Source organism: Streptomyces pyxinicus, from assembly GCF_024753135.1.
In the GTDB taxonomy this organism is placed as follows: Bacteria; Actinomycetota; Actinomycetes; order Streptomycetales; family Streptomycetaceae; genus Streptomyces; species Streptomyces pyxinicus.
This window is the reverse complement of sequence record NZ_JANUGP010000001.1, coordinates 487,450-513,089: the sequence shown is the minus strand read 5'-3', so window position 1 is coordinate 513,089 and position 25,640 is coordinate 487,450. Positions and strand designations below refer to the sequence as shown.

Here is a 25,640-nt window from a genome sequence, read left to right as displayed (position 1 = left end):
CTGAGATCGCGTCGAAGGGGCAGCTCATGGCCAACGTCGTCCGCGCCGCTCTGGTCCAGGCCGCCTGGACCGGCGACAGCGAGTCCATGGTGGCGAAGCACGAGGAGCACGCCCGCGAGGCGGCCCGCCGGGGCGCGAAGATCATCGGGTTCCAGGAAGTCTTCAACGCCCCCTACTTCTGCCAGGTGCAGGACTCCGAGCACTACCGCTGGGCGGAGCCGGTGCCGGACGGCCCGACCGTCCGCCGGATGCGGGACCTCGCGCGTGAGACCGGCATGGTGGTCGTCGTCCCGGTCTTCGAGGTCGAGCAGTCCGGCTTCTACTACAACACCGCCGCCGTGATCGACGCCGACGGCAGCTACCTCGGCAAGTACCGCAAGCACCACATCCCGCAGGTGAAGGGCTTCTGGGAGAAGTACTACTTCAAACCGGGCAACCTCGGCTGGCCCGTCTTCGACACGGCCGTCGGCAAGGTCGGCGTCTACATCTGCTACGACCGGCACTTCCCGGAGGGCTGGCGGCAACTGGGCCTCAACGGGGCCCAGTTGGTCTACAACCCTTCCGCCACCCACCGGGGTCTGTCCGCCCACCTCTGGCAGCTGGAGCAGCCCGCGGCGGCCATCGCCAACGAGTACTTCGTCGCCGCCATCAACCGCGTCGGCCAGGAGGAGTACGGCGACAACGACTTCTACGGCACCAGCTACTTCGTCGACCCGCGCGGGCAGTTCGTCGGCGAGGCCGCGAGCGACAAGGGTGAGGAACTCCTCGTCCGCGACCTCGACTTCGACCTCATCGAGCAGGTGCGGCAGCAGTGGGCCTTCTACCGCGACCGCCGCCCCGACGCCTACGAAGGGCTGGTACAGCCGTGAACGACCTCTTCTCCCGCCACCGCGCCGTCCTGCCCGACTGGCTCGCCCTCTACTACGACGAGCCGCTGGAGATCAGCCACGGCGAGGGCCGGTACGTCTGGGACTCCGCCGGCAACAGGTACCTGGACTTCTTCGGCGGCATCCTCACCACGATGACCGCGCACGCGCTGCCCGAGGTGACCAAGGCGGTCAGCGAGCAGGCCGGCCGCATCCTCCACTCCTCGACCCTCTACCTCAACCGCCCGATGGTCGAACTGGCCGAGCGTATCGCCCAGTTGAGCGGCATCCCGGACGCCCGGGTGTTCTTCACCACCTCCGGCACCGAGGCCAACGACACCGCCCTGCTGCTCGCCACCACGTACCGGCGCGGCAACACCGTCCTGGCCATGCGCAACAGCTACCACGGCCGCTCCTTCAGCACGGTCGGCATCACCGGCAACCGCGGCTGGTCCCCGACCTCGCTCTCCCCGCTCCAGACGCTGTACGTCCACGGCGGCGTCCGCACCCGGGGGCCGTACGCCGGCCTGGACGACCGCGCGTTCACCGCCGCCTGCGTCGCCGACCTCCGCGACATCCTCGGCCACACCCGCCCGCCCGCCGCGCTGATCGCCGAACCCGTCCAGGGCGTCGGCGGGTTCACCTCCCCGCCCGACGGCCTCTACGCCGCCTTCCGCGAAGTCCTCGACGAGCACGGCGTGCTGTGGATCGCCGACGAGGTGCAGACCGGCTGGGGCCGCACCGGCGACCACTTCTGGGGCTGGCAGGCGCACGCCGAGAACGGCCCGCCCGACCTCGTCACCTTCGCCAAGGGCATCGGCAACGGCATGTCCGTCGGCGGGGTGATCGCCCGCGCCGAGATCATGAACTGCCTGGACGCCAACAGCATCTCCACCTTCGGCGGCACCCAGGTCACCATGGCCGCGGGACTCGCCAACCTCACCCACCTCCTCGAACACGACCTCCAGGGCAACGCCCGCCGGGTCGGCGGCCTGCTCATCGAGCGGCTGCGCGCCGTCGCCGCCCAACTGCCCGGCGTGCGCGAGGTGCGCGGGCGCGGACTGATGATCGGCGTCGAGCTGGTCAGGCCCGGCACCGACGAGGCCGACCCGCGAGCGGCCGCCGCCGTGCTGGAGGCGGCCCGCGAGGGCGGCCTGCTCATCGGCAAGGGGGGTGGGCACGACACCAGCGCCCTGCGCATCGCCCCGCCGCTCTCGCTGACCGTCGCGGAGGCGGAGGAGGGCGCGGCGATCCTCGAACACGCGCTGAGGAGCACGTCCTAGCACCTGGGGGTTCGGCCATGACCACCATCCCGGAGTCCCGGTCCACCGCCTCCACCGTGTCCTTCACGTCCTCCGCGTCCTTCGCGTCGTCGGAGCCCGCCCTCTCGGTCCGCCAGGTGCTCACCCTGGAACGGGTGCTGGCCGGGGAGCCCGAGGTGGTGGCCGGCGCCGGGCAGCTGGACCGGCCGGTGCGCTGGGTGCACGTCGCCGAGGCCGCCGACGTCGGCGTGATGCTCACCGGCGGCGAGATGGTGCTCACCACCGGCGTGCTGCTCGCCGGCGACGAGGCCAAGCAGGCCGAGTACATCCAGTCCCTGCACCGGGCCGAGGCCGCCGCCGTGGTCCTCGGCCTCGGGCGGGCCTTCCCCGCGCCGCCCGAGGCGATGCGCCGGGCCGCCGAGCGGTGCGGGCTGCCCATGATCGTCCTGCACCGGCCGTTCCCCTTCGCCGAGCTGACCGAGGAGGTGCAGAGCCGCCTGGTACGGCGCAAGTTCGCCGCCGTCAGCCTCTCGGAGACCGTCCGCACCGCCCTCACCGCGCTGATCACCGCCGGGGCCCCGCTGCACCGGCTGCTCGACGAGATCGCCCAGCACAGCGGCTGCCCGGTGGTCGTCACCAACCTCGCCCACCGGGTCCTCGCCACCGCCGGTGAACGGCCCGCGGTGGACGACGTGCTGCGCGACTGGGAACGCGTCGCCCGGCAGGCCGGCGCCGGCGCGGAAGACGGCTGGATCCACGCCGAACTGGGCGGACGCGGGGAGCGCTGGGGCGGCCTGCTGCTGTGCGGCTACCGGGGCGACACCGCCACCGGACGGCTGCTCGCCGACCGGGCCGCCGAGGCGCTGGTCCTGCACCGCATGCTCGGCGGCGCCGCGCCCACCTGGGAGGAGCAGTCCGCGCAGAGCCTGCTGACCGACCTGGTCTCCGGTGTCGTACCGGCCCGGCAACTGCTGCCCCGGGCGCGGGCGGCCGGGCTGCCGGTCAACCGGCGCACCTTCGTCCCGCTCGTCGTACCGGGCGCGGACCCGGCACCGCTCGGCCGGGTGCTGCGGCTCTTGGGACTGCCGGGCCTGGTCGCGGAACTCGCCGGCGACGCGACCGCCGTCCTGCTCAGCCTGCCCCGCGACCAGCACGCCGCGCAGCTCACCGCGCACTTCGCGGCCCGGCTGCGCACCGAGACCGGCGCGCCCGCCACGGTCGTCGCCGCCGCCGACCCGCGCACCGCCTGGGACGACGTGCCCGCCGGACTGCGCGAGGCCCGGCATGTCGCCGACGCCGTGGCCGACTCCGCCACCGCCCTCGACCTGCCGGCCGTCGTCCGTCTCAAGGACGTCCATCTGCGCGGTTTGGTACGGCTGTTGCGGGACGACCCGCATGTGCAGTCCTTCGCCGAACGGGAGCTGGACGGGCTGCTGTGCGACGCCGACCCGGAGCTGCTGGGCGTGCTGCGCACCTACCTCGCGACCGGCCGCAACAAGTCCCGCACCGCCCAGCTCCACCATGTCTCCCGGCCCGCCCTCTACCGTCGCCTGGAGGCCATACAGGGCCGCCTCGGCGTGGACCTGGACGACTTCGAACAGGCGGCCTCCGTACACATCGCCCTGCTCGCGCACGACGCGCAACAGCGGTGAAACAAGCGACGACCTGGGAAAACGGCGGTGAAACATGGGCCCACGCACACGTGACACGGTGGCACGCCGACCGCCCGGGGACGTGACACACTGCCACTCAAAGGCGCTCTCCCGGCTTCCTAGGCTCACGGCACACCGAGCTACCGGAGGTCCCGATGAGCCGAGTGATCCGTGCCGCCCTCTTCCAGACCGCCTGGACCGGCGACAAGGAATCGATGATCCAGGTCCACGAGCAGGCGGCCCGCGACGCCGCCGCCCAGGGCGCCCAAGTCCTCTGCTTCCAGGAGCTGTTCTACGGCCCCTACTTCTGCCAGGTCCAGGACAAGGCCTTCTACGAGTACGCCGAGCGGATCCCCGACGGCCCGACCGTCCGGCGTTTCCAGTCCCTCGCCCGCGAACTGGGCATCGTCCTCGTCCTGCCGATGTACGAGGAGGAGCAGCCGGGCGTGCTGTACAACACCGCCGCGGTGATCGACGCGGACGGCAGCTACCTCGGCAAGTACCGCAAGACCCACATCCCCCAAGTTCGGGGATTCTGGGAGAAGTTCTACTTCCGCCCCGGCAACAGCGGCTGGCCCGTCTTCGACACCGCCGTCGGCCGGATCGGCGTCTACATCTGCTACGACCGCCACTTCCCGGAGGGCTGGCGGGCGTTGGGCCTCGCCGGCGCCGAGATCGTCTTCAACCCCTCGGCCACCTCCCGGGGCCTCTCCCGCTACCTGTGGCAGCTGGAGCAGCCCGCGGCGGCCGCCGCCAACGAGTACTTCGTCGGCGCGATCAACCGGGTCGGCGTCGAGGACCTGGGCGACAACGACTTCTACGGCACCACCTACTTCGTGGACCCCGAGGCCCAGTTCGTCGGCGAGGTCGCGAGCGACAAGGAGGCCGAACTCGTCGTACGCGACCTGGACCTGGCCAAACTCCGCGAGGTCCGCGACCGCTGGCAGTTCTACCGCGACCGCGCCCCGGGCGCCTACGGCCCCCTGACCGCGCCGTAGCCCAGGGCCGCTGCCGGCCCCCGGCACCACCCGCCGCCGAGCACGAAGGAGAGCGACCATGAGCCGCCGTACCGTCATCCGCGGCGGTCTCGTCATCACCGCAGCCGACGAGATCCACGCCGACGTCCTGATCGAGGACGGCCGTATCGCCGCCCTCGCCGCCTCCGGCACCCCCGCCGCCGAGGCCTTCACCGCCGAGCGGACCATCGACGCCACCGGGAAGTACGTCATCCCGGGCGGGGTCGACGGCCACACCCACATGGAGATGCCGTTCGGCGGCACCTACGCCTCCGACACCTTCGAGACCGGCACCCGCGCCGCCGCCTGGGGCGGTACGACCACCATCGTGGACTTCGCCATCCAGACCGTCGGCGGTTCCCTGCGCCAGGGCCTGGACGCCTGGCACGCCAAGGCCGAGGGCAACTGCGCCGTCGACTACGGCTTCCACATGATCGTCTCCGACGTGAACCCGGAGACGCTGAAGGAGATGGACCTGCTGGTCGAGGAGGGCGTCACCTCCTTCAAGCAGTTCATGGCCTACCCGGGCGTCTTCTACTCCGACGACGGCCAGATCCTGCGGGCCATGCAGCGCGCCGCCGAGAACGGCGGCCTGATCATGATGCACGCCGAGAACGGCATCGCCATCGACGTGCTCGTGGAACAGGCCCTCGCCCGCGGCGAGACCGCCCCGCGCTACCACGGCGAGGTGCGCAAGGCCCTGCTGGAGGCCGAGGCGACCCACCGCGCCATCCGGCTCGCCCAGGTCGCCGGGGCTCCGCTGTACGTGGTGCACGTCTCGGCGACGGAGGCGGTGGCCGAGCTGGCCCGGGCCCGCGACGACGGGCTGAACGTGTTCGGGGAGACCTGCCCGCAGTACCTGTTCCTGTCCACCGACAACCTTGCCGAACCGGACTTCGAGGGCGCCAAGTACGTGTGCAGCACCCCGCTGCGGCCCAAGGACCACCAGGCCAGGCTGTGGCAGGGCCTGCGCACCAACGATCTCCAGGTGGTGTCCACCGACCACTGCCCGTTCTGCTTCAGCGGCCAGAAGGAGCTGGGCCGGGGCGACTTCTCCAAGATCCCCAACGGGCTGCCCGGGGTGGAGAACCGCATGGACCTGCTCCACCAGGCCGTCGTCGAGGGCCGTATCTCGCGCCGCCGCTGGATCGAGATCGCCTGCGCCACCCCGGCCCGGATGTTCGGCCTGTACCCGAAGAAGGGCACCATCGCGCCCGGCGCGGACGCGGACGTCGTCGTCTACGACCCGCGTGCCGAGCAGGTCATCTCCGCCGAGACCCACCACATGAACGTCGACTACTCCGCCTACGAGGGCAAGCGGGTCACCGGCCGGGTCGAGACGGTCCTCTCGCGCGGCGTACCCGTCATCACCGAGCGGGAGTACACCGGCCACGCCGGGCACGGCGTCTTCACCCCGCGCTCCACCTGTCAGTACCTCATCTAGGAGTGGCGCCCATGGACTTCGGACTCGTCCTGCAGACCGACCCGCCCGCCTCCCGCGTCGTCAGCCTGATGCGGCGGGCCGAGCGCAACGGCTTCCACTACGGCTGGACCTTCGACTCCGCCGTGCTCTGGCAGGAACCGTTCGTGATCTACAGCCAGATCCTCGCCCGGACCGAGCGGCTGAAGGTCGGCCCCATGGTCACCAACCCGGGCACCCGCACCTGGGAGGTGACCGCCTCCACCTTCGCCACCCTCAACGACATGTTCGGCAACCGCACCGTCTGCGGCATCGGCCGCGGCGACTCCGCGATGCGCGTCGCCGGCCGGGCACCCAACACCCTCGCCCGGATCAGCGAGGCCATGAAGGTCATCCGCGCCCTCGGTCGCGGCGACGAGGCCGACCTCGGCGGGACCAAGATCCGCTTCCCCTGGGTCGGAGAAGGCGCCGAGGTGCCCGTGTGGATGGCCGCCTACGGCCCGAAGGCGCTGAAGATGACCGGCGAGGAGGCCGACGGCTTCATCCTCCAACTCGCCGACCTCTACCTCACCGAGTACATGGTGAAGGCCGTCAAGGAGGCCGCCGTCGCCGCCGGCCGCGACCCCGCCGAGGTCGCCGTCTGCGTCGCCGCCCCCGCCTACGTCACCGAGGACGACTCGCCCGAGGCCCTCGCCCACGCCCGCGAGCAGTGCCGCTGGTTCGGCGGCATGGTCGGCAACCACGTCGCCGACCTGGTCGCCAAGTACGGCGAGCACTCCGCCCAGGTCCCCGAGGAACTCACCGACTACATCAAGGCCCGGCAGGGCTACGACTACGCCCACCACGGCCGCAGCGGCAACCCGGACACCGCGTTCGTGCCCGACGAGATCGTGGACCGGTTCTGCCTGATCGGCCCGCCCGAACGGCACATCGAGAAACTGAACGCGCTCCGCGCCCTGGGCGTCGACCAGTTCGCGCTGTACGACATGCACGACGCGCAGGAGGCCACCATCGACGCCTACGGCAGCGAGGTGATCCCCGCCGTCAACTCCTGACCGCAACTCCCGGAGCCAGCAGCCCGGTTCGCGCCCCCCACGCCCCTCCTGGTCACCCCTCCCCGCCGTCCCCGGGGAGGGGCCGGCGCCCGCGACGGCCATTCCCGTACCCGCTCTCCCCGATTGGCCAGCCCATGACCGACACCACTCCCGCGGCCATACCGATCTCCCGCCAGGTCACCCTGCCCGACGGGCGCGTGGAACTCGCCCCCGGCACACCTCCGCCCAGCGGCCCCTACGCCAACGAGGATCTCCTCCCGGTCCCCGCGGCGGGGCGCACCTGGACGACGTACAACTTCTCCGCCCTGTGGGTCGGCATGGCCCACAACACCGCCTCCTGGACCCTCGCCTCCGGGCTGATCGCGGTGGGCATGGACTGGAAACAGGCCGTGCTCACCATCGCGCTCGCCAACCTGGTCGTCCTCGTCCCGATGCTGCTCACCGGGCACGCCGGACCCAAGTACGGCATCCCCTTCCCGGTGTTCGCCCGCGCCTCCTTCGGTGTGCGCGGCGCCAACCTGCCCGCTGTCGTACGGGCGTTGGTGGCCTGCGGCTGGTTCGGCATCCAGACCTGGATCGGCGGCGAGGCGATCTTCTTCCTCGCCGGCAAGCTGATCGGCGACGGCTGGGCGAACGCCTCGCACATCGGCGGCCACGCCTGGACCATGTGGCTGTCCTTCGCCGTCTTCTGGGCGATCCAGGTCGCGATCATCTACCGGGGCATGGAGACCATCCGCCGCTTCGAGAACTGGGCGGCGCCCTTCGTGATCGTCGGCGCGCTGGTCATGCTGTGGTGGATGAGCGACAAGGCCGGCGGTGTCGGCCCGCTCTTCGACCAGCCGTCCAAGCTGGGCTGGCGCGGCGACTTCTGGAAGCTGTTCTGGCCCTCCCTGATGGGCATGATCGGCTTCTGGTCCACACTGTCCCTGAACATCCCCGACTTCACCCGCTACGGCCGCAGCCAGAAGGCCCAGACCCGGGGCCAGGCCCTCGGCCTGCCGACCACGATGACCCTCTTCGCGTTCCTGTCCGTCCTCGTCACCTCCGGCTCCCAGGCGGTGTACGGCGCGCCGATCTGGGACCCGGTCCAGCTCGCCGCCAAGACGGACAACGTGGCCGGACTGCTCTACGCCCTCGTCACGGTCCTGGTGGCCACCCTGTCCGTGAACATCGCGGCCAACCTGGTCTCCCCGGCCTTCGACTTCTCCAACGTCGCGCCGCGCAAGGTGAGTTTCCGCACCGGCGCGCTGATCACCGCCGTCCTCGCGGTGCTCATCTTCCCGTGGAAGCTCTACTCCGACCCGCAGGGCTACATCTTCACCTGGCTCGGCCTGGTCGGCGGTCTGCTCGGCACGGTCGCGGGCATCCTGATCGCCGACTACTGGCTGCTGCGCCGCACCCGCCTCGACCTCGCCGACCTCTACCGCGCAGGGGGCCGCTACTGGTACACGGCCGGCTGGAACTGGCGGGCGGTGCTGGCCTTCCTGGCGGGCGGTGTCCTCGCCGTCGGCGGCGCCAGCTTCAAGCCCCTGCTGGACGGGCGGCCCATCCCGGCCCTGTCCCCACTGGCCGACTACGGCTGGGCGGTCGGCCTCGGCACCTCCCTGATGCTGTACCTGGCCCTGACCGCGCTGACGGGCCGCACCCGGCAGGCGGACTGAACGACCGCCAGCGGGTGGGGCGGCGGGGTTCAGTCCTGCCCGCCGCCCTGCCCGCCGCCCAGCGCGCCGACCGCGCTCCGGGCCGCCTTGATGGCGCCCTTGTTGATCTCGTCCGTGTCCGGCGCCTTCTTGGACTCGAAGTCGCTGCCGCTGTAGGTGACGACCACCAGGGCGTTGGAGACCTGGGCCATGACCAGGCCCTCGCGGGTCTGCTGCTTGTCCTCGGTGGTGAGGTTCACGACCGAGTAGGCGGCGTCCCCGAGCCCCGGGACGTCCCCGCCGCCCTTCTTCTCGCCGACCCGCGTCTCGAACTGTTGCTTGGCGTCCTGCGCGGAGTCGGCGACCTCGAAGGAGATGTCGAGCCAGCGGTAGTCGTAGCCGTGCAGCGCGTTCCAGGAGCAGGTGCGGCGCAGGTCGGTGTCCGTGGAGGGGATCTCCTTGCCGGCCGTCTTCGCGCCGGGCACCAGCGCCTCGACGGTGGCCACGGGCACGCTGGAGCAGGGCGAGGGCGCGCTGCCGTACTTCTTCGCCGTGGCCGAGGCCGTGGCCGACGGGGCCCCGGAGGGCGCGGTCGACGCCCCCCGCTCGGAGGGGCGCTGCGCGGCGGCGGGCGGCGCCGCCGGACCGGAGGACATGGCCCAGCCGGCGCAGGCGAGCACCACGACCGGCGTCAGACGCGCGGTCAGGGCGAGCGGCAGAGGAAGAGAACGCACGGCGCACTTCTCGTGGGGGAGGAGGTGCGGAAGAGGTCCGCAGGGTGGACGGGGGACGACAGTCTCACACGACAACCTGTGGGCGGAAGGGCGAACTCGCTGCGTACCCGGGCGGTCACGAGAGCGCGATCACGACGTACGGATCTGCCCCTTCTGACGGGTCTCCCGGCCGCCGCCTCTCCTCCCCCTCACGGCACTCTCGCCGTCCACTCCGGAGAGGCGAACTTGGCTCCGGCCAGTTCTTCCGCGCGGGCCAGCTCCTCCGCCGTGACCTTGCCGGGCACCAGGCCGTACCGCGCCCGGAAGGAGTCGATCATCCGGTCGATGACGGTCTCGCGCGGCAGCCCCGTCTGCCGGCGCAGCGGATCCACCCGCTTCTTCGCGCTCCGGGTGCCCTTGTCGGAGAGCTTCTCCCGGCCGATCCGCAGCACCTCGACCATCTTGTCGGCGTCGATGTCGTACGACATCGTCACGTGGTGCAGCACCGCGCCCGGGCCGCCACCGGGGCCGACGACCCGCTTCTGGGCCGCGCCCGCGATCTTGCCCTGGTCGGTGGTGATGTCGTTCAACGGCTGGTACCAGGCCCGGATGCCCATGTCGCCGAGCGCGCCGAGCACCCAGTCGTCCAGGTACGCGTAGCTGTCCTGGAACGACAGGCCGTGCACCAGCGCCTCGGGCACGGACAGCGAGTAGGTGATGGTGTTGCCGGGCTCCACGAACATCGCGCCGCCGCCGGAGATCCGCCGCACCACCTCGATGCCGTGCCGGGCGACGCCCTCGGGGTCGACCTCGTTGCGCAGCGACTGGAAGCTGCCGATGATCACCGACGGGGCCGCCCACTCCCACACCCGCAGCGTCGGCGGGCGCCGGCCCGCGGCCACCTCGGCGGTCAGCACCTCGTCAAGCGCCATGTGCAGGGCCGGGGGCTGCGGGCCCTCGTGGACGAGCTGCCAGGCGTAGTCCGTCCAGTCCGTCGCGTGGGCGAGCGCCCGCCGCACCGCGACGCCCACGCCCTCCGAGGTCAGCCCGTACATCACCGTCCCCGGCGGCAGCGCCGCGTCGATCCGCGCGGCCAGCCCCGCCGCGTCCGTGTCCGCCGGGGCGCCCTCCAGCGCGCCGTTCACCGCGTCCAGCGCCTCGTCCGGTTCCAGGAAGAAGTCACCCGCCACCCGCACACCGCTCAGCACGCCGTCCGCGACGTCCACATCCACGACGACGAGCTTGCCACCGGGCACCTTGTACTCACCGTGCACAGCCTGGGCCTCCGTTCTTCCCCTTCTGCGTGATCAACGCGAGGGGCGGCGGCCGAGTTCCCGCGGCGCCGTGACGTCCTCCGGCCGGCCGGCTCGCACTGTTCGCTGAGAGTCAACAAGCGGGACGCTGTCAGCATGATCGGGCCCGCGTCCGGCACCTACCTTTCGGGTCAGTTGGTGTCGACCGAAGGGAACCGGAATGAAGCGCAGAGCGATGGCATGGACGCTGCCCGCGTTACTGGTGGCGCTGAGCGTGCTCGGAGCCGGGGCGCCGTCCTCCGCCGAGGGCGAGGCGGCCGAGGCGACGGCGCCGACGACCGCCGTCGGCCCTCAGTACGACACCACCCACGTCTATGTCACCCCCGGCGCCGTGGACGCGTTCGTCGCCAGTTGGGGGGCGACGTTCGGCGGCACGCACACGGCCAAGGTCGTCACGAACGTCACACCGACGCCCAGTGAGACCGAGTCGGAACTGGTCCTCTCACCCGTGGGCACCCTGTCCGTCTTCGACTTCCGGACGCCCGCGCCGTACCCGTTCGGCGCGGAGCGCACGGGCTGGCTCATGAGCGACTTCGACAAGGGCGTCCGGCAGGCGCGGCGCAGCGGGGCGCACCTCCTCGTCGCGCCCTTCGACGACCCCATCGGGAAGGACGCGATCGTCCAGTTCCCGGGTGGCGTCAACGCGCAGTTGTACTGGCACACCAAGACACCGTCGTACGCACCCCTGGAGACCGTGCCGGACAACCGCGTCTATCTGACGCCCGACTCGGCGGACGGATTCCTCCGTTCCTACCTGCGGTTCACCGGGGGCCGGATCGTCTCCGACGACCGGACCGCGAACGGTGCGGACATCGGTCTGCCCGAGGGCACCTACCGGCGCGTCGCCCTCCGCTCACCGTTCGGCAACACGGTCGTCAGCGTCACCGACGGCCACCTGCCCTACCCGTTCGGCCGGGAGACCACCGGTTACGCGGTGACGGACCTCGCGGCGACGCTGCGCAAGGCCGAGGCGGCCGGAGCGCGGGTGCTGTGGGGACCCTACGCCGCCCACGGCCGCTCCCACGCCATGGTGCGGTTCCCCGGCGGATACGTGGCCGAGCTGCACCAGCGCGACGACCGCTGATCCGACCGCTTCCGGCGCGGCGATCCGGCACTGCCCGAGCCCTCGCCGGGGCCCACCCCTGTACGTAACCGAAGGAAGGAACACCGCAATGCCCAGAACCAAGGCAAGGGCACAGATCAGCCTGTTGGCCGCGGCCACCGCGGCGGCCCTCGCCGTCACCGTCTCGGGCCCGGCGGCCGCCGCCTCCGGCCCGGTGTCGGACGTGCGCTTCGTGGCGCACCTGGACGCCGGCGCCGGGCAGCGACCGGAGAACGTCACCCTGGAGCCCGGCGGCGCCGCGGACGTCACCTTCGCCTTCTCCCGCCAGGTCGCCCGTATCACCCCCGACGGCCGGACCCATGTCCTCGCCACCCTGCCGGCGCCCCCGGCCGGGTCCGCCACCCCCGTCCTGACCTCACCGTTCCTCGGCGGCATCGTCCGGGCCGAGGACGGCACCCTGTACTTCCTCTACGCCACCGGAACCGCTGATCTGACCGGGGTGTGGCGCCTGCGGCCCGGTGGCACGCCACAGCGCGTCGCCGCGCTCCCGGCCGAGGGCGTGCCCAACGGCCTCGCCCTCGACCAGCGGAGCGGTCTGCTGTACGTCGCCGACTCGGTCCTGGGCACCGTCTGGCGGGTGCCGGCCACGGGGGGCACGCCCACGCGCTGGGCCACCGCACCCGAGCTGGAGCCCGCGGGGTTCCTGGGAGCCAACGGCCTCAAGATCCACCACGGCGCGGTCTGGGTCTCCAACCTCGACAAGGGCACCGTGCTGCGTATCCCCGTCACATGCCGTGGCGGCGCCGGGCCGGTGGCGACCCGGGCCACCGGGCTGGCCGGCATCGACGACTTCGACTTCACCGGCACCGGCGACACCCTGCTCGCGGCCGTCAACAAGGACAACGAGGTCGCCCTGGTCGGGGCCGACGGCGGCCACACGACCGTGCTCACCGCCGCCGACGGCCTGGACAACCCGACGTCCATCGCCGTACGGGGCGGCACGGCCTACATCGCCAGCGGCGCCTACTTCACCGGCGACGACCCCAACCTCCTCGCCGCCCGCGTCAAGCGGGGCGAGCGGTGACCCACTCGGCGGACCCGGCCGGCTTCGACCCGGACACGTTCCTCGTCGTACCGGCCAGGACGTTCGAGGACCTGCGCGTCGGTGAGGTCTTCCGCGCCCCCAGCCGGACCCTGACGGACGCCCACGCCGCCGCGTTCCAGACGGTCTCCGCGGACAACCACCCGGTGCACTACGACGTCGAATGGGCCCGCAAGCGGGGACACTCGGCACCCGTGGTGCACGGTCTCCAGGTGCTGGCCTTCACCGCCCCCGGGGCCACACTCTTCCCGCACCTCATCGGTGACGTGTTCATCAGCTTCCTGGAGGTGTCCTGCACCTTCCTGGCGGAAGTGCACTCCGGGGACACCCTGTACCCGGCCCTCACCATCACCGGGCTGGAACCCGACGGGGACACCGGTGTCGTGGTCACGGCGGCCACCATCCACAACCAGCGCGGCGAACTCGTGCTGTCGGGACAGCACAAGTACCTGCTGCGTCGCTAGCCCCGCTCAAGGGACAGCGGCCCGGACAGGGGCCTAGTCGAGTGCCCCGTCGGTGATCCCGGCGGTGACATGGCGCTGAGCGGCGACGAGCAGCGCGGCCGCCGGGACCGCCGCCAGTACGGCGGTGGCCATGATGGCGTTCCACTGGTTCGAGTGGGCGCCCACGTAGTCGTAGAGGCCCAGGGTGATGGGCCGCACCGTCTCCGTGGTGTTCAGGGTGAGGGCGAAGAGGAAGTCGCTCCAGGCGAACAGGAAGGCGAAGAGGCCGGAGGTGATCAACGCGTTCCGGCTCACCGGGAGCACGATGGAAGCGAAGACACGCAGTTGTCCGGCGCCGTCCACGCGCGCGGCCTCGATGACCTCCCGGGGGATGCTCGCCATGGCCGCGCGCAGAACGATGATCGCGAACGGCACCCCGGCGGTGGAGTCGGCGAGGATCAGACCGCCGTAGGAGTTCAGGAGTCCCAGGTCGCTGTAGGCGCCGTAGAGCGCGTTGGCCACCACGATGCCCGGTACCGTCTGCGAGACCAGGACGCCGAACATCACGGGAGCGCCGCCCCTGAGCGGGAGCAGGGCCAGGGCGTAGGCCGCCGGGGCGGCGAGGACGAGACTCAGCACCGCGCTGCCCAGGGCCACGACGAGGCTGGTGACGAGAGCGCGGCCCTGATCGCGCAGCGCGGTGGCGTAGCCGCTGAGGTCCGGGTGGCGGGGGAACCAGTCACCCCGCAGGACGCCGCCCGCCGGTTGCAGGGACGCGTTCACCATCCAGTACACCGGGAACAGCATCAGCGCGAGCAGGACGATCCCCGCGATCGTGGAGAGCCGGCCACGCGCGGGCGCGCGCCGCGCGGTCCGTCCCTCAGCCATGGAGAGCGCGGCGGCCGGCGCGCAGGTGCACGACGGCGAAGACGAGCGAGACGAGGACGAGCACGTTGCCCAGGGCGGCACCGCGCCCGAACTCGAACTGCTGGAAGGACAGGTCGTAGGCCCGGGTGGCGAGGGTCTGGGTGGCGTCGGCCGGGCCGCCGCCCGTCATGACGAGGATGATGTCCAGCACCCTGACGGTGTAGATCGCGCCCAGCAGCAGCACGACGCCGGCCACCGGGCGCAGCAGCGGCCAGGTGATGTGGCGGAACGTCGTCAGCGGCCCGGCGCCGTCCAGCTCGGCGGCCTCGTACAGCTGTGTCGGGATGTCCCGCAGACCGCCGTGGAGGATCACGGTGTTGAAGGGGATCCCCACCCAGATATTGACGAGGATCACCGAGGTGAGGGCCCCTGAGGTGTCGGTCAGCCAGGGGACGCCGGACGGCACGAGGTGGAGTGCGCGCAGCGCGTGGTTGACGACGCCGGTGTCCGTGTCGAGCATCCACCGCCAGGTCGTCGCGGAGACGACCATCGGCAGCAGCCACGGCAGCAGCAGGAGCGAGCGCAGGACGCCGCCGAGCGGGAACGCGCGGGCGAAGAACAGGGCGAGGGCCAGGCCGAGCGTGAACTGCCCGGCCAGGGAGCCGACGATGAACACGACCGTGGTCAGCAGCGCCTGCGGGAACTGGTCCGACGACAGGGTCTCGAAGTAGTTCCGGGGCCCCACGAACGGCGCGTCACCGGTGTAGAACGTCGTGGCCGTGTAGTCGCGCAGGCTCATCACGACGTTCTCGGCGACCGGGAGGCCGAAGAACAGCAACAGGTAGCCGACGGCGGGCGTGACGAACAGCCACCGGGCGACCGGCTCCCACCTGCCCTCGTTCCTCACCGGTCAGGGTCCCGTCGTGCTCTGCTGCGCGCGCCTGAGTGCCTCTTCCGGCGTCCGCTCGCCCGTCAGCGCGGCCTGGACGGCGGTGTAGATGCCGGTGGCCGCCCGGGGCCACCGGACACCGAGTTCGGCGGTGCGCGCCCGGGCCCGCTCGACGCTGCGGACGAAGGCGCGCATCGTGGGAACCTGCTCGGTGTACCGCGACGCGACCGCGGTACGGGAGGGCACGGTGAAGTACTGCTTCGCCGTCGCGAGCATGTGCGTGGAGTCGGTCAGGCAGGCGAGGACCCGGGCGGCCTTCTGCCGCCGGGCCTCGGAGGAGCTCCGCGGTACCGTCCACACCTCACCGCCGAGCGGTGTGACCAGAGTCTGCCCCGGTGCGCGGACGGGTATGGGGGCCACGCCCCAGTGCAGGTTCCTGGTCCTTTCCATCGCGGATATCCGCCAGGGGCCGTTGAGCATCATCGCCGTCCTGCCCGCGACGAACTGGTCGTGGACGTCCGCCTGCGTCCAGTTCAGCACCGACTTGGACATGGACCCGCTGCCGACCAGGTCCACCCAGAGCCGGAGTGCCTGCGCGGCCTGGGGGGTGTCCAGCTTCCTCTCGTCCCCGCCGTTGGACCACAGGAAGGGCAGGAACTGCCAAGTGCCCTCGAACGTGGCGTTCGCGTCCACCGCCATGCCGTAGCGGCCGGGCCGGGTCAGCCTGGCCGCGGCCGCCTTCAGCTCGTCCCACGTCCTCGGCACGCCGACACCGGCCTCGGCCAGCATGTCCTTGTTGTAGAAGAGGGCGATCGTGCTGACCGTGGGCGCCAGACCGTACACCTTCCCGTGGTAGGTGCCCGCCGCGAGGATGCTCTTGGTGAAGCCGCCGGTGTCGACGCCGTACCGGTCCAGCGGCGTCAGCGCGCCGGTCCGGGCGATCTGCTGCACATCCGGGTTGTCCAGCATGAGCAGATCGGGCAGCGTCCGTGACGACGCCTGCCGCAGGACCCTCGGGACGAGCGACGCCCCGGGAACGCTCCGGTGCTCGATCCGCACGCCGGCCGTCCTGCCGCAGGCGGTGAGCCGCTCGCTCCACTGGGCGTGTTCGGAGGCGTCGGTGTAGTAGTCCAGAGCGGTGAGGGACGTCACCCTGCCGGAGACCGATCCGGAGCCGGCCCCGCCGCCGCAGCCGGCGGCGGCCAGGACGAGGGCGACGGATCCGAGGAGCGCGGTGATCCGCCGCGCCTGCGGTCTGACCGCTGGGGGCATGGCGGTGCCTTTCGCGTGGTGCCTGTCGGTGGGGTGCTGATCGAGGAAGGTGCGGGCGAGACGGTTCGTACCGGCACCTTCCGGAGCGGGGATGCTACCTCACTCCTCCGATCAGAAGATCATCCGCTCGGCGCGCCCGGACGCCGCCGAGGGCCGTGCCGGCATCGGCTCAGTCGTCGGGCAAGGCCATGACCAGGTTGGCGAGCTGTACCCGGGAGTTGACGGACAGCTTGCGGAAGGCCGAGGTCAGATGGGTGTTGACGGTGTGCGGGGAGACGGCGAGCAGGTCCGCCGCCGCACGGTTGGAGTGGCCCTGGGAGACGAGACGCGCGACCCTCTTCTCCGAGGTCGTGAGCGCCTCCCAGCCCTGGACGGGGCGCTGCCGGCTCGCCGTCCGGCGGTCGGCCGCCCCCGCGCTCCGCAGATCGCGCCGCACGCGGGCCGCGGCGGCGTGCGCGCCCGACGCGGTGAACGCGGCGTGCGCCTCGGTCAGAGCGGCCACCGCCTGAGGTGTCCGGTCCGCCGCCAGGAGCGCCCGCCCCAGGTCGGCCCGTGCCGCCGCCCGGACCAACGGGCGCGGGCTCGCCTCCAGCAGCGCCACGGCGCTCTCCAGCAGAGCGAGATCGTCGCGCACGAGCCCGAGGGCCCGCGCCGCGACACCCGCGGCGGTGGGAACGGACGGATTGCGCTCGGCGTGGGCCACCGCCTGTGCCGCCAGGTCCTCGGCGAGCGCGCGGTCCGCGCCCTTGAGTGCCATGCGTGTCGCGGAACCGACCCAGGTGCGCAACAGCCGCCAGCGCAGGAAGGGGCCCTGTTCCCGCACCCGGTGAATCCGGTCGACGGCGAGCCCGGCGTCGCCGTCGGCATCGGCGTGGACCGCCTCAAGGAAGCGCACCGCGGCCGTGTTGCCCGGGTTCGGTTTGACGGCCAGCCGCACCCGCGCGGCGTCCAGGTGCCGTCGCGCGGTCTCCCGGTCGCCCCGCAGCAGGGCGATCCGGGACCGGATGACGCGGGCGTTCACCTGCTGGACGGGTACCCGGACGTCGTCCTCCAGCCGTTCCATCGTCACGAAGTCGGTCTCGGCGTCGTCGAGCCTGCCCAGTTCGAGATGCTGCTGCCCCTGTGCCCACAGCAGCATCGCCTCCCGCAGCCCCCGGGCATCGCCCACCGCCTTCAGCAGCAGCCGCTCGCTGGTCCGGAAGTCGTCCACGTGCTGGTACGCGACGATCTCCTCCGGGAGGAAGGCGGGTTCGACAGCGCTGAGCGCGGCGAATCGCTCCAGCGCGACGGCGTTCTCACCCGCGTTGAGCGCGATCTCACCGAGTGCGAACAGCGCCTGGACGTGCGCCGGGCCGTCACCGGCCGCGAGGGCGGCACGCAGCGCGTTCTCGCCGGCCGCGCGCGCCGGGACGAGGTCGGGCGACCGGGACAGCGCCAGCGCGCGCAGGGCTGCCAGCCGCGCCTCGACCTCCGGGGCGGCACCGCCGAGCGCGAGGGCCGCTTCCGTCCGGCGGCGCAACTCGTCGGCGAGATCCATGTTCCACAGCGTCGCGCCGAGGGCGGCCTGGAGCCGGCCGAGGGTCTCCACGGGCGGCCGGCACTCCAGCAGCCGTGCACCGGTCGCCAGCGCCTCCCGGTTCCTGCCGACCCGGGTCAGGCAGACGATCGCCTGCTCACCCACGGCGAACCACAACGGCCGTGCGGTCGGTACGAGTTCCAGGGCGTGCGTCACGAGGTCGGCCGCGGTGCCCGGCGTGAACGGCAGTACGTCGTCGGCGGCCCGCCTCAGCAGTTCCACCGCTTCCTCGTCTCCGGGCAGGGCCCCGCGCAGGATGTGTGACACCGCTTCGACCGGCTGGTGCCCCTCGGAGACGAGGTGACGGGCCGCCGCCCGGTGCAGGGCCTTCCGGGCCGAGGGCGGGATGTCCGCGTACACGGCCTGGCGCAACAGGTCGTGCCGGAAGACCAGCCGGGTGCCGTCGTCGTCCAGGAGGCCCGCGTGCACCGCCTCTTCGAGTGCCTCGATCAACGTGGCGGGTGCCCGGCCGCACAGCGCTGCCGCGTGCGGGAAGCGGAAATCGCGGCCCAGCACCGCTCCCATCTGGAGGAAGCGCAGGGTGTCGGGCCGCAGGGATCTGAGCCTGCCGCGCACCCCCGCCACGAGCCCGGAAGGCAACGGCTCGCCCGACGCGGCGGCGGTCCCCAGCCCGGCGAGCATCTCGACGGCGAGGAACGGGTTTCCGCCGGCTCCTTCGAGCAGGCCGTGCACCTGCTCGTCGACGGCTGTTCCCAGGGTGTCGCCGGCCAGCTGACCGATGGCCCGGTCGGACAGGGGCCCCAGCGCGACGACGGAAGCGGGGAGCTCGTCGGCCGCGGCCGCGACGATGTCCTCCGCCGGACCCGCGGCGCCACGCCGTCCGGTCAGCAGCCACAGGACCGGTGAGGTCCGCAGGCGTCTCGGAAGCTGTGTCAGGGCGAACCGGCTCAGCGAGTCGGTCCACTGCACGTCGTCCAGGGCGATCAGCACCGGCCCTCGGGCGGCTCTCGCCTCGATCGCCTCCGCCAACCGCTCCACCAGCCAGATCCGTCGGTCGTGACGGCGGGCGAGATCGACCAGCGCCTCGCCGGCCAGGAGGGGCCGGTCACCGTGCAGACAGGTCGCCAGCGACGACAGGGGTACGACGTGGTGCAACTCGTCGGCCTTGCCGACACCGGCCCAGTACCCCGCGGCCCGGGCTCTGACGACGGCTTCGGTGAGCAGTGTGGTCTTGCCGATTCCCGGTTCCCCGCGGATCAGGGTCAGCGCACCGCTTCCGGTGCGGGCCACAGCGGCGATCAGCGCCGCTATCTGTCCGATTTCGTCCTCCCGGCCGCGCAGACCGCTGTGAGAAAGCGATCCGCCTGCCGCCGCCACCTGGGCCCTCCCTGTCCACACGCGCCGGCGACACCGGCGGGCCTGGCGCCCACTATGGCAAGAACAGCAGCTCAGCGCATAAGTGAGAGGGGGTGCGCGTGACCCAGGTCATGTCGTGCCGGGAGCCGGGAGCCGGGAGCCGGGAGCCGGGAGCAGCGGGCCGACGTCGGCGGCGGTACTCAGCCGCACCGCTACCCGACCGGTATGTGGGGTTCTCGTACGGCGGTATCGCGCCACTCGGCGGGGGAGACGTCGTAGGTGGCCCGGAACACGCGGCTGAAATGGGAGGCGCTGGTGAAGCCCCAGCGGTGGGCCACCGCGGCGATGGTTCGTTCCGCCGCGTTCCGGGAGGCCAGTTCGTGCCGGCACTGTTCCAGCCTGCGCCGCTGGATCCACCGGCTGACCGTGGTGTCCTCCAGCTGGAACAGCTTGTGCAGGTAGCGCACGGAGATGTGGTGGGCCCGCGCGATGGCGTCCGGGGCCAGCTCCGGATCGGCGAGGTTCGCGTCGATGTACGCCCGGATCCGCAGCAGGGACACCCGCGCGCCGCTCGGCGTGTCGGCGGTGGCCCTGCCGAGCCTCTCGTCGGCCAGTGTCTGGAGCAGGTCCACGACGTTGCGTGCGATCAGGTCGGCCGTGCGCCGCGGATACGTCGCCCCGGCGTCCACCAGCCGGGACAGGAACGGCGACAGCAGCCCGCCCAGCGGTGTCTCGCGGGCGAGGGGGGACGCCGTGATCTGCCGCAGGTCGCACTCGCGCAGGCCCAGCACGTCGCGGGGCAGCACGAGCGACTTCGTCTGGAACCGCTCGGGAAGGGTCAGACGGATGGGGCGCGCCATGTCGTAGACGAACAGCTGTCCCGGCTGTACGCACGCGTCACGGCGGTCCTGCTCGACCCGGGCGACCCCTTTGCTCAGCAGCTTCACGACCACGTATCCGTCGTTGTCGCTGCCCGAGATGAGCCGTTGGGTGCGCAGGGCCCGCAGCGGGTCGCCGTCCACCGTGACGACCTGCATCGGTCCCAGCAGCGAGGTGCGGATCGTGCCGCGGTCGACCTCGTCGGGGACGCTCATGTCCACGGCTCCGAAGGTGCGGGACAGCGCCTCGCGCCAGTACGCCCGTCTTCGGTGCGTGGGCACCGCTTCGGTGGCGTAGAGGGTGTCCTCGGGTCCGGGCTCCGGCAGGGACGAGTGTGGCGACATGATGTCCGCCCTTCTTACAGGTAGCGCTTTTCGGACTCACCGTGCCAGCGCGGGCTCGGCCACCACATCGCGTGAATTCGTGAGATCACGGGTAAGGGGCCTGAAGAGGGTGTGACCGTGCGCACGGCCTCGAACGGCGCACGGCGGGCGCGGGGCGCCGGAGTGCTCCTTCACGAGCGATGGCCGCCATCGCGCTGGAGGCCGAGGAGGCCGGCCCGGACGCCTTCGCGACCCGTGAGCACCACAAGCCGCCGGTCGCGCCGTCGTCCGCTCGCGGACCGGATCGGCGAACCCGTCCAGGGCGAACTCACGGCCCGGAGGCGCGACACCGAGGCCCGGCCCGGCGAACCGCCGTCGCCGTCGCCCACCGTCTCGCGACCGGACTCCCGCCGCCTCCGCCGGCCACCGCGCCCGCCGGTCTCCTGCCTTTGGCGGCGACCGGTGCGTGGACGACCCGCGCGCATACGGCGGGCGGGTGCCGAAAGGGCCACCCGCCCGCGCCGGGCCGGTCGCCCGGCCCTCCTCATGACGGTGTCGTCGTCCCGTCACGCGGTCCCGGGCCCGCGCGTCCCGTCACCGTGACCACGGCGACCAGGGCCGCCAGCAGCAGACCGGAGACGAGGGCCGGGGCCGGGGACCAGGTGGCCGCCAGTACCGCGGCGGCGGCGGTGGGGAACGGAAGCTGCTCCACCCCGCCGTGCTGGTGCGGGCGGACGTGGACGGCCCACACGGTGATCAGGAAGACCGCCACCGGGACGGTGACCGCGGCACCGGCCGCCGCGGCGGGGATGGCCGCGCCCCGCGTGACCAGCTTGGCGTTCGCCGCGAGACCGGCCCCCTCGGCGGCGGCCGACGCGAAGACGAGGTAGTGGCCGTAGGCCCAGGTGAACCTCCGGCGGTGCGCCTGATGCGTCGTGGCGAGCAGGAGGTGTGCCGGTCGGTCGAAGTACAGCCACCACATGGCGAAGACCATGAGGAGGCCGCCGGCGGCGAGCCGGTACAGGGCGCCGGCGTCATGGTGCTGGTCGAACGCGCCGCGGACGGCCACGGTGGCGGCGGCGACCGATTCGCCGAGCACGATGAGGGTGAACAGCTCGTAGCGTTCGCCGATGTGGTGCGGGTGCCACGGTGTCATCCCGGCGGCCTGCGCCCACACCGGGACGGCGACCTCGGCCGTGACGAGCACCAGTATCCCGGGCAGGTGTGCCGCGGCCGGAAGGAACAGCAGCGTGACCCAGCCGAACTGGCAGAGCGTCACGCCGAGGGCGAAGCGCAGGGCCGTCCGCCGCCGGGCCTGATCGGAGCGTGCGGCCCGTATCCAGAGCGCGGTCAGTGCCGTACGCAGCACAACGTACCCGAGCGTGATGAGCCGTAGATCGCCGTCCCGGAACGCCCGGCCGACACCCGCGGCGAGCACGAGGGACCCTGTGATCTGGACGAGTACCGTCAACCGGTACGGAACGTCGTCCGGGTCGTAGGCGGAGGCGAACCACGTGAAGTTCATCCACGCCCACCAGATCGTGAAGAAGACCAGCAGGAAGCGCAGGCAGCCGGTGGCGTAGTGGCCGCCGGTCACCGCGGTGGCGAGGCCTCCGGACGCCTGGGACACCGCGATGACGAAGCACAGGTCGGAGAGGAGTTCCAGCGACGTGGCGGTCCGGTGCGGTTCACCGGGGTCGCGGCCGGGCATGGTGACGTGACGCAGTGCAGGGCTCCTGGGACGGCTCCCACGGTCCGGTGGGAGGCGGGACGGACGGAGATCCGGAACGGTGCCGGCGCGGAGCCCGGCACCGGGGGAGTGCGGAGCCGGGCAGGCGGCTGGATCAGCCCACCGAGCGGGCCGCGCGCAGGATCAGCTCGGTGACGGGCGCCGGGTCACTCACCGAGACCGCGTGGGGTGCGCGCACGCTGACCGTGTGCGCGCCCGCGCGCCTGGCCATCCACCGCTCGGCGGCCGGCGGGATGTTGCGGTCCTCGGTGGCCACCAGGTACCAGCTGGGGATCTTCTTCCACGCTGCCGCGGTGGCCTTCTCCTGAAGCGCGGCCAGCGCGATCGGACGCTGACCCGCGGCCATCACCTGCGCGGTCGTGACGGGTACACCCGCCGCGAACTGCTGCCGGAACAGCTTCTTCTGGATGACCAGTTCCGCACCCGTGCCGCCTCCGGGCAGCGGGTAGTGCTGGGTGGACGTGGCCTGCGCGAGGGTGCTGCCGGGGTACTTGCCGGTGAGTTCCAGCGCGCTTTCGCCGATCTCGGGCACGAAGGCGGCGATGTAGACCAGCGCCTTCACCCCTCGGGCGCCGGCCGCGGCGGTGCTGATGACCGAGCCGCCGTAGGAGTGCCCCACCAGCACGACCGGGCCCGGGATGCCGTCCAGCACACTGCGGATGTAGGCGGCGTCGCTCGCCAGCCCGCGCAGCGGCAGCGCCGGTGCCACAACCGGGTGGCCCTGGCGCAGGAGCCGCTCCACGACGCCCTTCCAGCTGGAGGCGTCGGCGAAGGCGCCGTGGATCAGGACGATGGTCGGTCTGCTCGCGCGCGGGTGCGAGCCGCGGAGCCGTTCCTCCGTCGTCGAAGTGGCGGTCGAGGCGAGGGCCGAGGCGGCGGGGGTGCCCAGGACGGCGGCGCCGGCCAGGAGGGATGTCGTGACGGCGCGGCGGGATATCGGTGCGTTCATCGGTCGCTTTCTGCGGTGGTGTCGGACGGGCGTGGGGTCGGCCGGCGGTTACTGGGCGGTGGCCCGGACCGCCTCGTGGATCAGTTCGGCCACCGCCACGGGGTGGGAGAGCATCACCAGGTGCGAGGAGTCGACCTCGACGGTGGTCATGCCGGCGCGCCGGTAGCCGAAACGCTCCACCTCGGGGTTGATGGCGCGGTCGGAGGAGGCGACCAGACCCCAGGACGGCTTGGTCTTCCACGCCGCGGCGGTGGCCTTCTCGGTGAACGCCCGCGCGGCCAGCGGCCGCTGGGAGACCGCGAGGACGGAGGCCAGATGCGGGTCGACGTCCGCGGCGACGACGGACGGGAACCTGTCGACCCGGACCGACACGTCCGTGCCCGGCGTGGTCGAGCCCTCGACCGGGAACGGGGTGTAGACGAGTGCGCCGGGGAGGTCGGAGTCCGGAAAGCCGCCCTGCAGCTCGCCCAGGCTCTCCCCCTCCTCCAGCGCGTATCCGGTCAGGAAGACCAACGCCTTGACGTTGTCCTCGACGCCCGCGACGGTGATGACGGCACCGCCGTAGGAGTGGCCGACCAGGACCACCGGGCCGGGTATCTGGCGCACGACCGCGGCGACGTAGGCGGCGTCACCGAGCAGGCTGCGGTTGGGTACCGCCGGGGCCACCACGTCCAGGCCGCAGGCGATCAGTTCGGGGATGACACGGGCGTAGCTGGAGGCGTCGGCGAAAGCGCCGTGGACCAGGACGACGGTCGGGTTGTCCTTGAGGGACATGTACTACTCCTCGGTGAAGGCCCCCAGGGGGCCGTGGATGTGCCGGGCGGCGCGCGAAGGGGAGCTGGGCGCGCCGCCCCGGCGGCGGTGGTCAGGCGCGGACGAGCGGGGTGTCGACCAGGTGTTCGGCCAGGAACCAGGCCTGGAGCTCACCGGTGCGGATGACCTGTGAGACCAGCAGGTCGTTGGTGCCGTCGTCGCCGAGTTCACCGGTGCGGGCGGCCGCGTCGTGGGCCTGGGTCAGGATGCTCTCGTGGGCCTCCAGCAGGCGCGAGAGCATGGCGGGGACCTCTTCCACACCGTCCGGAGGGCGCGGAATCGACGTGATCTCGGCCGCGTGCCGGGGATCGCCCACCGCGACCCCGCCCAGCGTCTGGACCCGCTCGGCGAGGGTGTCCACGAGTTCCAGCTGGGCTGCCGCGTGCTTGTCCAGGATCAGGTGCAGCTGGTAGAAGGTCGCACCCCGCATGATCCAGTGGTGCTTCTTGTAGAGGCCGTAGAGCATCTGGGTGTCCGCCAGGACCTGGTTCAGGCGCTGGCAGGAGTACATGCGCGCTTCGTAGGACAATGCGATGGGGAACTGCTTGACCGTCCCGAACTCCTGGATGACGGGACCCTTCTGATGCAGCCACGGCTGACTGCTGGTGGGCTTGGCATCGGTGGTCATGACGCGCCTCCTGTACGACGTGCGGTGAGTACGCGGCCGACGTTAGGAGGCCGAACCGCGGCCGCGTTGCCCCGGAGCGCCCGCCCAGGTGCCTGTCAGCGCACCGAGCGTCCCCACCGGTCGGCAGGGCCGGGTCAGTCCAGGCCGGCCGTGAGCTGTTCCGCGACGTAGTCCAGGTCGATGTGGTCGTGCTCGGTGCCCGGCGGGACCAACGCGTCGGCGAGTTCCAGAAGGGTCGTGACCGAGGCGGTCGCGACATCGAGGGCCGCCGTCCCCTTCGGGCGTATGAGCAGAATGCGCACGGCGTCCGGCCGGCCCGGGCTCCGCGGGAACACGACCACGTCCCCGGTCCCCGAGGTCCGGCGCAGTCCGTCGGCGAGAAGTGAGCGCGCGAAGGCCCACTCCACCGGGGGAGCCAGGGGGGTGCCCAGCGACAGGCGTACGGCGTACGGATCCGCCATGGTGTACCGGAACTCGGCAGGCAGCGGTACGGGCCGTTCGTCGGCCCCGGTGACACAGACCGTCGTTCTCACGACGATCGAGCCTGTGCTCGCGTCATCGGAAGGAAGGTGTTTCATGCCGCCTCCGTCTGCGACTGCGGTTACTACTGCTGACGTGGGCCCGGGTGTCGACCTCCGGGCCGCTGATGACCGTACGGCGGGCCCCGGGGAGCCGATTGCCGACCAGCGCACCAGGCGTGGTCCGCCGAAGAACACCCGGGCCGCCCGGTCCACCGACGCCGCGGGGACGAATCCCGTGGGCCCAGGTCCGCCACGAGGAGGCCGTGGCGTTCGCCGCCGCACCGGTCTCCGCGCCCCGCCGGACGGCACCC

The 25,640-nt window shown here is 72.1% G+C and carries 22 protein-coding genes; 10 read left to right on the top strand and 12 right to left on the bottom strand.

The window, feature by feature from the left end:
- Window positions 1-26 precede the first annotated feature (26 nt).
- From NX794_RS02210 to NX794_RS02180, 7 genes are all read left to right on the top strand, one after another.
- Complete coding sequence (locus NX794_RS02210) at window positions 27-869, top strand: nitrilase-related carbon-nitrogen hydrolase (protein ID WP_258776301.1); 843 nt, start codon at window positions 27-29, stop codon at window positions 867-869.
- A complete protein-coding gene (locus NX794_RS02205) occupies window positions 866-2,149 on the top strand; it encodes an aspartate aminotransferase family protein (RefSeq protein ID WP_258776300.1) in 1,284 nt (427 codons plus the stop codon). The genes NX794_RS02210 and NX794_RS02205 overlap by 4 nt, the downstream gene beginning before the upstream one ends.
- 17 nt (window positions 2,150-2,166) lie before the next feature.
- On the top strand, window positions 2,167-3,780 hold the full coding sequence (locus NX794_RS02200) for a PucR family transcriptional regulator (RefSeq protein WP_258776299.1): 1,614 nt from the start codon (window positions 2,167-2,169) through the stop codon (window positions 3,778-3,780).
- 155 nt (window positions 3,781-3,935) lie between these two features.
- Complete coding sequence (locus NX794_RS02195; protein ID WP_258776298.1) at window positions 3,936-4,778, top strand: nitrilase-related carbon-nitrogen hydrolase; 843 nt, start codon at window positions 3,936-3,938, stop codon at window positions 4,776-4,778.
- A gap of 58 nt (window positions 4,779-4,836) precedes the next feature.
- Window positions 4,837-6,240 (top strand): dihydropyrimidinase, encoded by a 1,404-nt coding sequence (hydA, locus tag NX794_RS02190; RefSeq protein ID WP_258776297.1) that lies wholly within the window; start codon window positions 4,837-4,839, stop codon window positions 6,238-6,240.
- Between the two features lie 11 nt (window positions 6,241-6,251).
- Window positions 6,252-7,271 (top strand): TIGR03842 family LLM class F420-dependent oxidoreductase, encoded by a 1,020-nt coding sequence (locus NX794_RS02185; protein WP_258776296.1) that lies wholly within the window; start codon window positions 6,252-6,254, stop codon window positions 7,269-7,271.
- A gap of 134 nt (window positions 7,272-7,405) precedes the next feature.
- On the top strand, window positions 7,406-8,932 hold the full coding sequence (locus NX794_RS02180; RefSeq protein ID WP_258776295.1) for an NCS1 family nucleobase:cation symporter-1: 1,527 nt from the start codon (window positions 7,406-7,408) through the stop codon (window positions 8,930-8,932).
- A gap of 29 nt (window positions 8,933-8,961) precedes the next feature.
- Here the strand turns inward: NX794_RS02180 and NX794_RS02175 are convergent, their stop codons facing one another.
- Window positions 8,962-9,645: a hypothetical protein gene (locus NX794_RS02175; protein WP_258776294.1), complete on the bottom strand. Its 684-nt coding sequence runs from the start codon at window positions 9,643-9,645 to the stop codon at window positions 8,962-8,964.
- Window positions 9,646-9,833: 188 nt separating this feature from the next.
- A complete protein-coding gene (gene lplAB, locus NX794_RS02170) occupies window positions 9,834-10,898 on the bottom strand; it encodes a lipoate-protein ligase LplAB (protein ID WP_258776293.1) in 1,065 nt (354 codons plus the stop codon).
- A 199-nt stretch (window positions 10,899-11,097) separates the two neighbouring features.
- On the opposite strand from lplAB, the gene NX794_RS02165 reads away from it, so the two are divergent.
- From NX794_RS02165 to NX794_RS02155, 3 genes are all read left to right on the top strand, one after another.
- Window positions 11,098-12,021 (top strand): VOC family protein, encoded by a 924-nt coding sequence (locus NX794_RS02165; protein WP_258776292.1) that lies wholly within the window; start codon window positions 11,098-11,100, stop codon window positions 12,019-12,021.
- An 88-nt stretch (window positions 12,022-12,109) separates the two neighbouring features.
- A complete protein-coding gene (locus NX794_RS02160) occupies window positions 12,110-13,084 on the top strand; it encodes a hypothetical protein (protein WP_258776291.1) in 975 nt (324 codons plus the stop codon).
- A complete protein-coding gene (locus tag NX794_RS02155) occupies window positions 13,081-13,566 on the top strand; it encodes a MaoC family dehydratase (RefSeq protein WP_258776290.1) in 486 nt (161 codons plus the stop codon). The genes NX794_RS02160 and NX794_RS02155 overlap by 4 nt, the downstream gene beginning before the upstream one ends.
- Window positions 13,567-13,599: 33 nt before the next feature.
- Here the strand turns inward: NX794_RS02155 and NX794_RS02150 are convergent, their stop codons facing one another.
- The 10 genes from NX794_RS02150 to NX794_RS02105 all read right to left on the bottom strand — a co-directional run bounded on the left by NX794_RS02150 (window position 13,600) and on the right by NX794_RS02105 (window position 25,341).
- The gene (locus NX794_RS02150; protein ID WP_258776289.1) at window positions 13,600-14,433 is read right to left on the bottom strand and encodes a carbohydrate ABC transporter permease; all 834 of its coding nucleotides are present in this window, start codon (window positions 14,431-14,433) and stop codon (window positions 13,600-13,602) included.
- Window positions 14,426-15,319 carry a carbohydrate ABC transporter permease gene (locus NX794_RS02145; RefSeq protein ID WP_258776288.1) on the bottom strand — a complete coding sequence of 298 codons (894 nt, stop codon included), beginning with the start codon at window positions 15,317-15,319 and terminating at the stop codon, window positions 14,426-14,428. Before NX794_RS02145 ends, NX794_RS02150 begins: the two co-directional genes overlap by 8 nt.
- A gap of 3 nt (window positions 15,320-15,322) precedes the next feature.
- On the bottom strand, window positions 15,323-16,573 hold the full coding sequence (locus NX794_RS02140; RefSeq protein WP_258776287.1) for an extracellular solute-binding protein: 1,251 nt from the start codon (window positions 16,571-16,573) through the stop codon (window positions 15,323-15,325).
- Window positions 16,574-16,742: 169 nt separating this feature from the next.
- On the bottom strand, window positions 16,743-19,487 hold the full coding sequence (locus NX794_RS02135) for an ATP-binding protein (RefSeq protein ID WP_258776286.1): 2,745 nt from the start codon (window positions 19,485-19,487) through the stop codon (window positions 16,743-16,745).
- A gap of 191 nt (window positions 19,488-19,678) precedes the next feature.
- The gene (locus tag NX794_RS02130; RefSeq protein WP_258776285.1) at window positions 19,679-20,689 is read right to left on the bottom strand and encodes an AraC-like ligand-binding domain-containing protein; all 1,011 of its coding nucleotides are present in this window, start codon (window positions 20,687-20,689) and stop codon (window positions 19,679-19,681) included.
- Between the two features lie 523 nt (window positions 20,690-21,212).
- Window positions 21,213-22,379, bottom strand: a complete 1,167-nt coding sequence (locus tag NX794_RS02125; protein WP_258776284.1) for a low temperature requirement protein A — start codon at window positions 22,377-22,379, stop codon at window positions 21,213-21,215.
- Between the two features lie 133 nt (window positions 22,380-22,512).
- Window positions 22,513-23,367 (bottom strand): alpha/beta fold hydrolase, encoded by an 855-nt coding sequence (locus tag NX794_RS02120; protein WP_258776283.1) that lies wholly within the window; start codon window positions 23,365-23,367, stop codon window positions 22,513-22,515.
- 48 nt (window positions 23,368-23,415) lie between these two features.
- Window positions 23,416-24,141, bottom strand: coding sequence for an alpha/beta fold hydrolase (locus tag NX794_RS02115; RefSeq protein WP_258776282.1), 726 nt, complete (start codon window positions 24,139-24,141; stop codon window positions 23,416-23,418).
- A gap of 91 nt (window positions 24,142-24,232) precedes the next feature.
- Entirely contained in the window at window positions 24,233-24,808 is a 576-nt protein-coding gene (locus NX794_RS02110; RefSeq protein ID WP_258776281.1) for a Dps family protein, read from the bottom strand.
- Between the two features lie 134 nt (window positions 24,809-24,942).
- On the bottom strand, window positions 24,943-25,341 hold the full coding sequence (locus tag NX794_RS02105; protein ID WP_258776280.1) for an SsgA family sporulation/cell division regulator: 399 nt from the start codon (window positions 25,339-25,341) through the stop codon (window positions 24,943-24,945).
- Window positions 25,342-25,640: the final 299 nt, after the last annotated feature.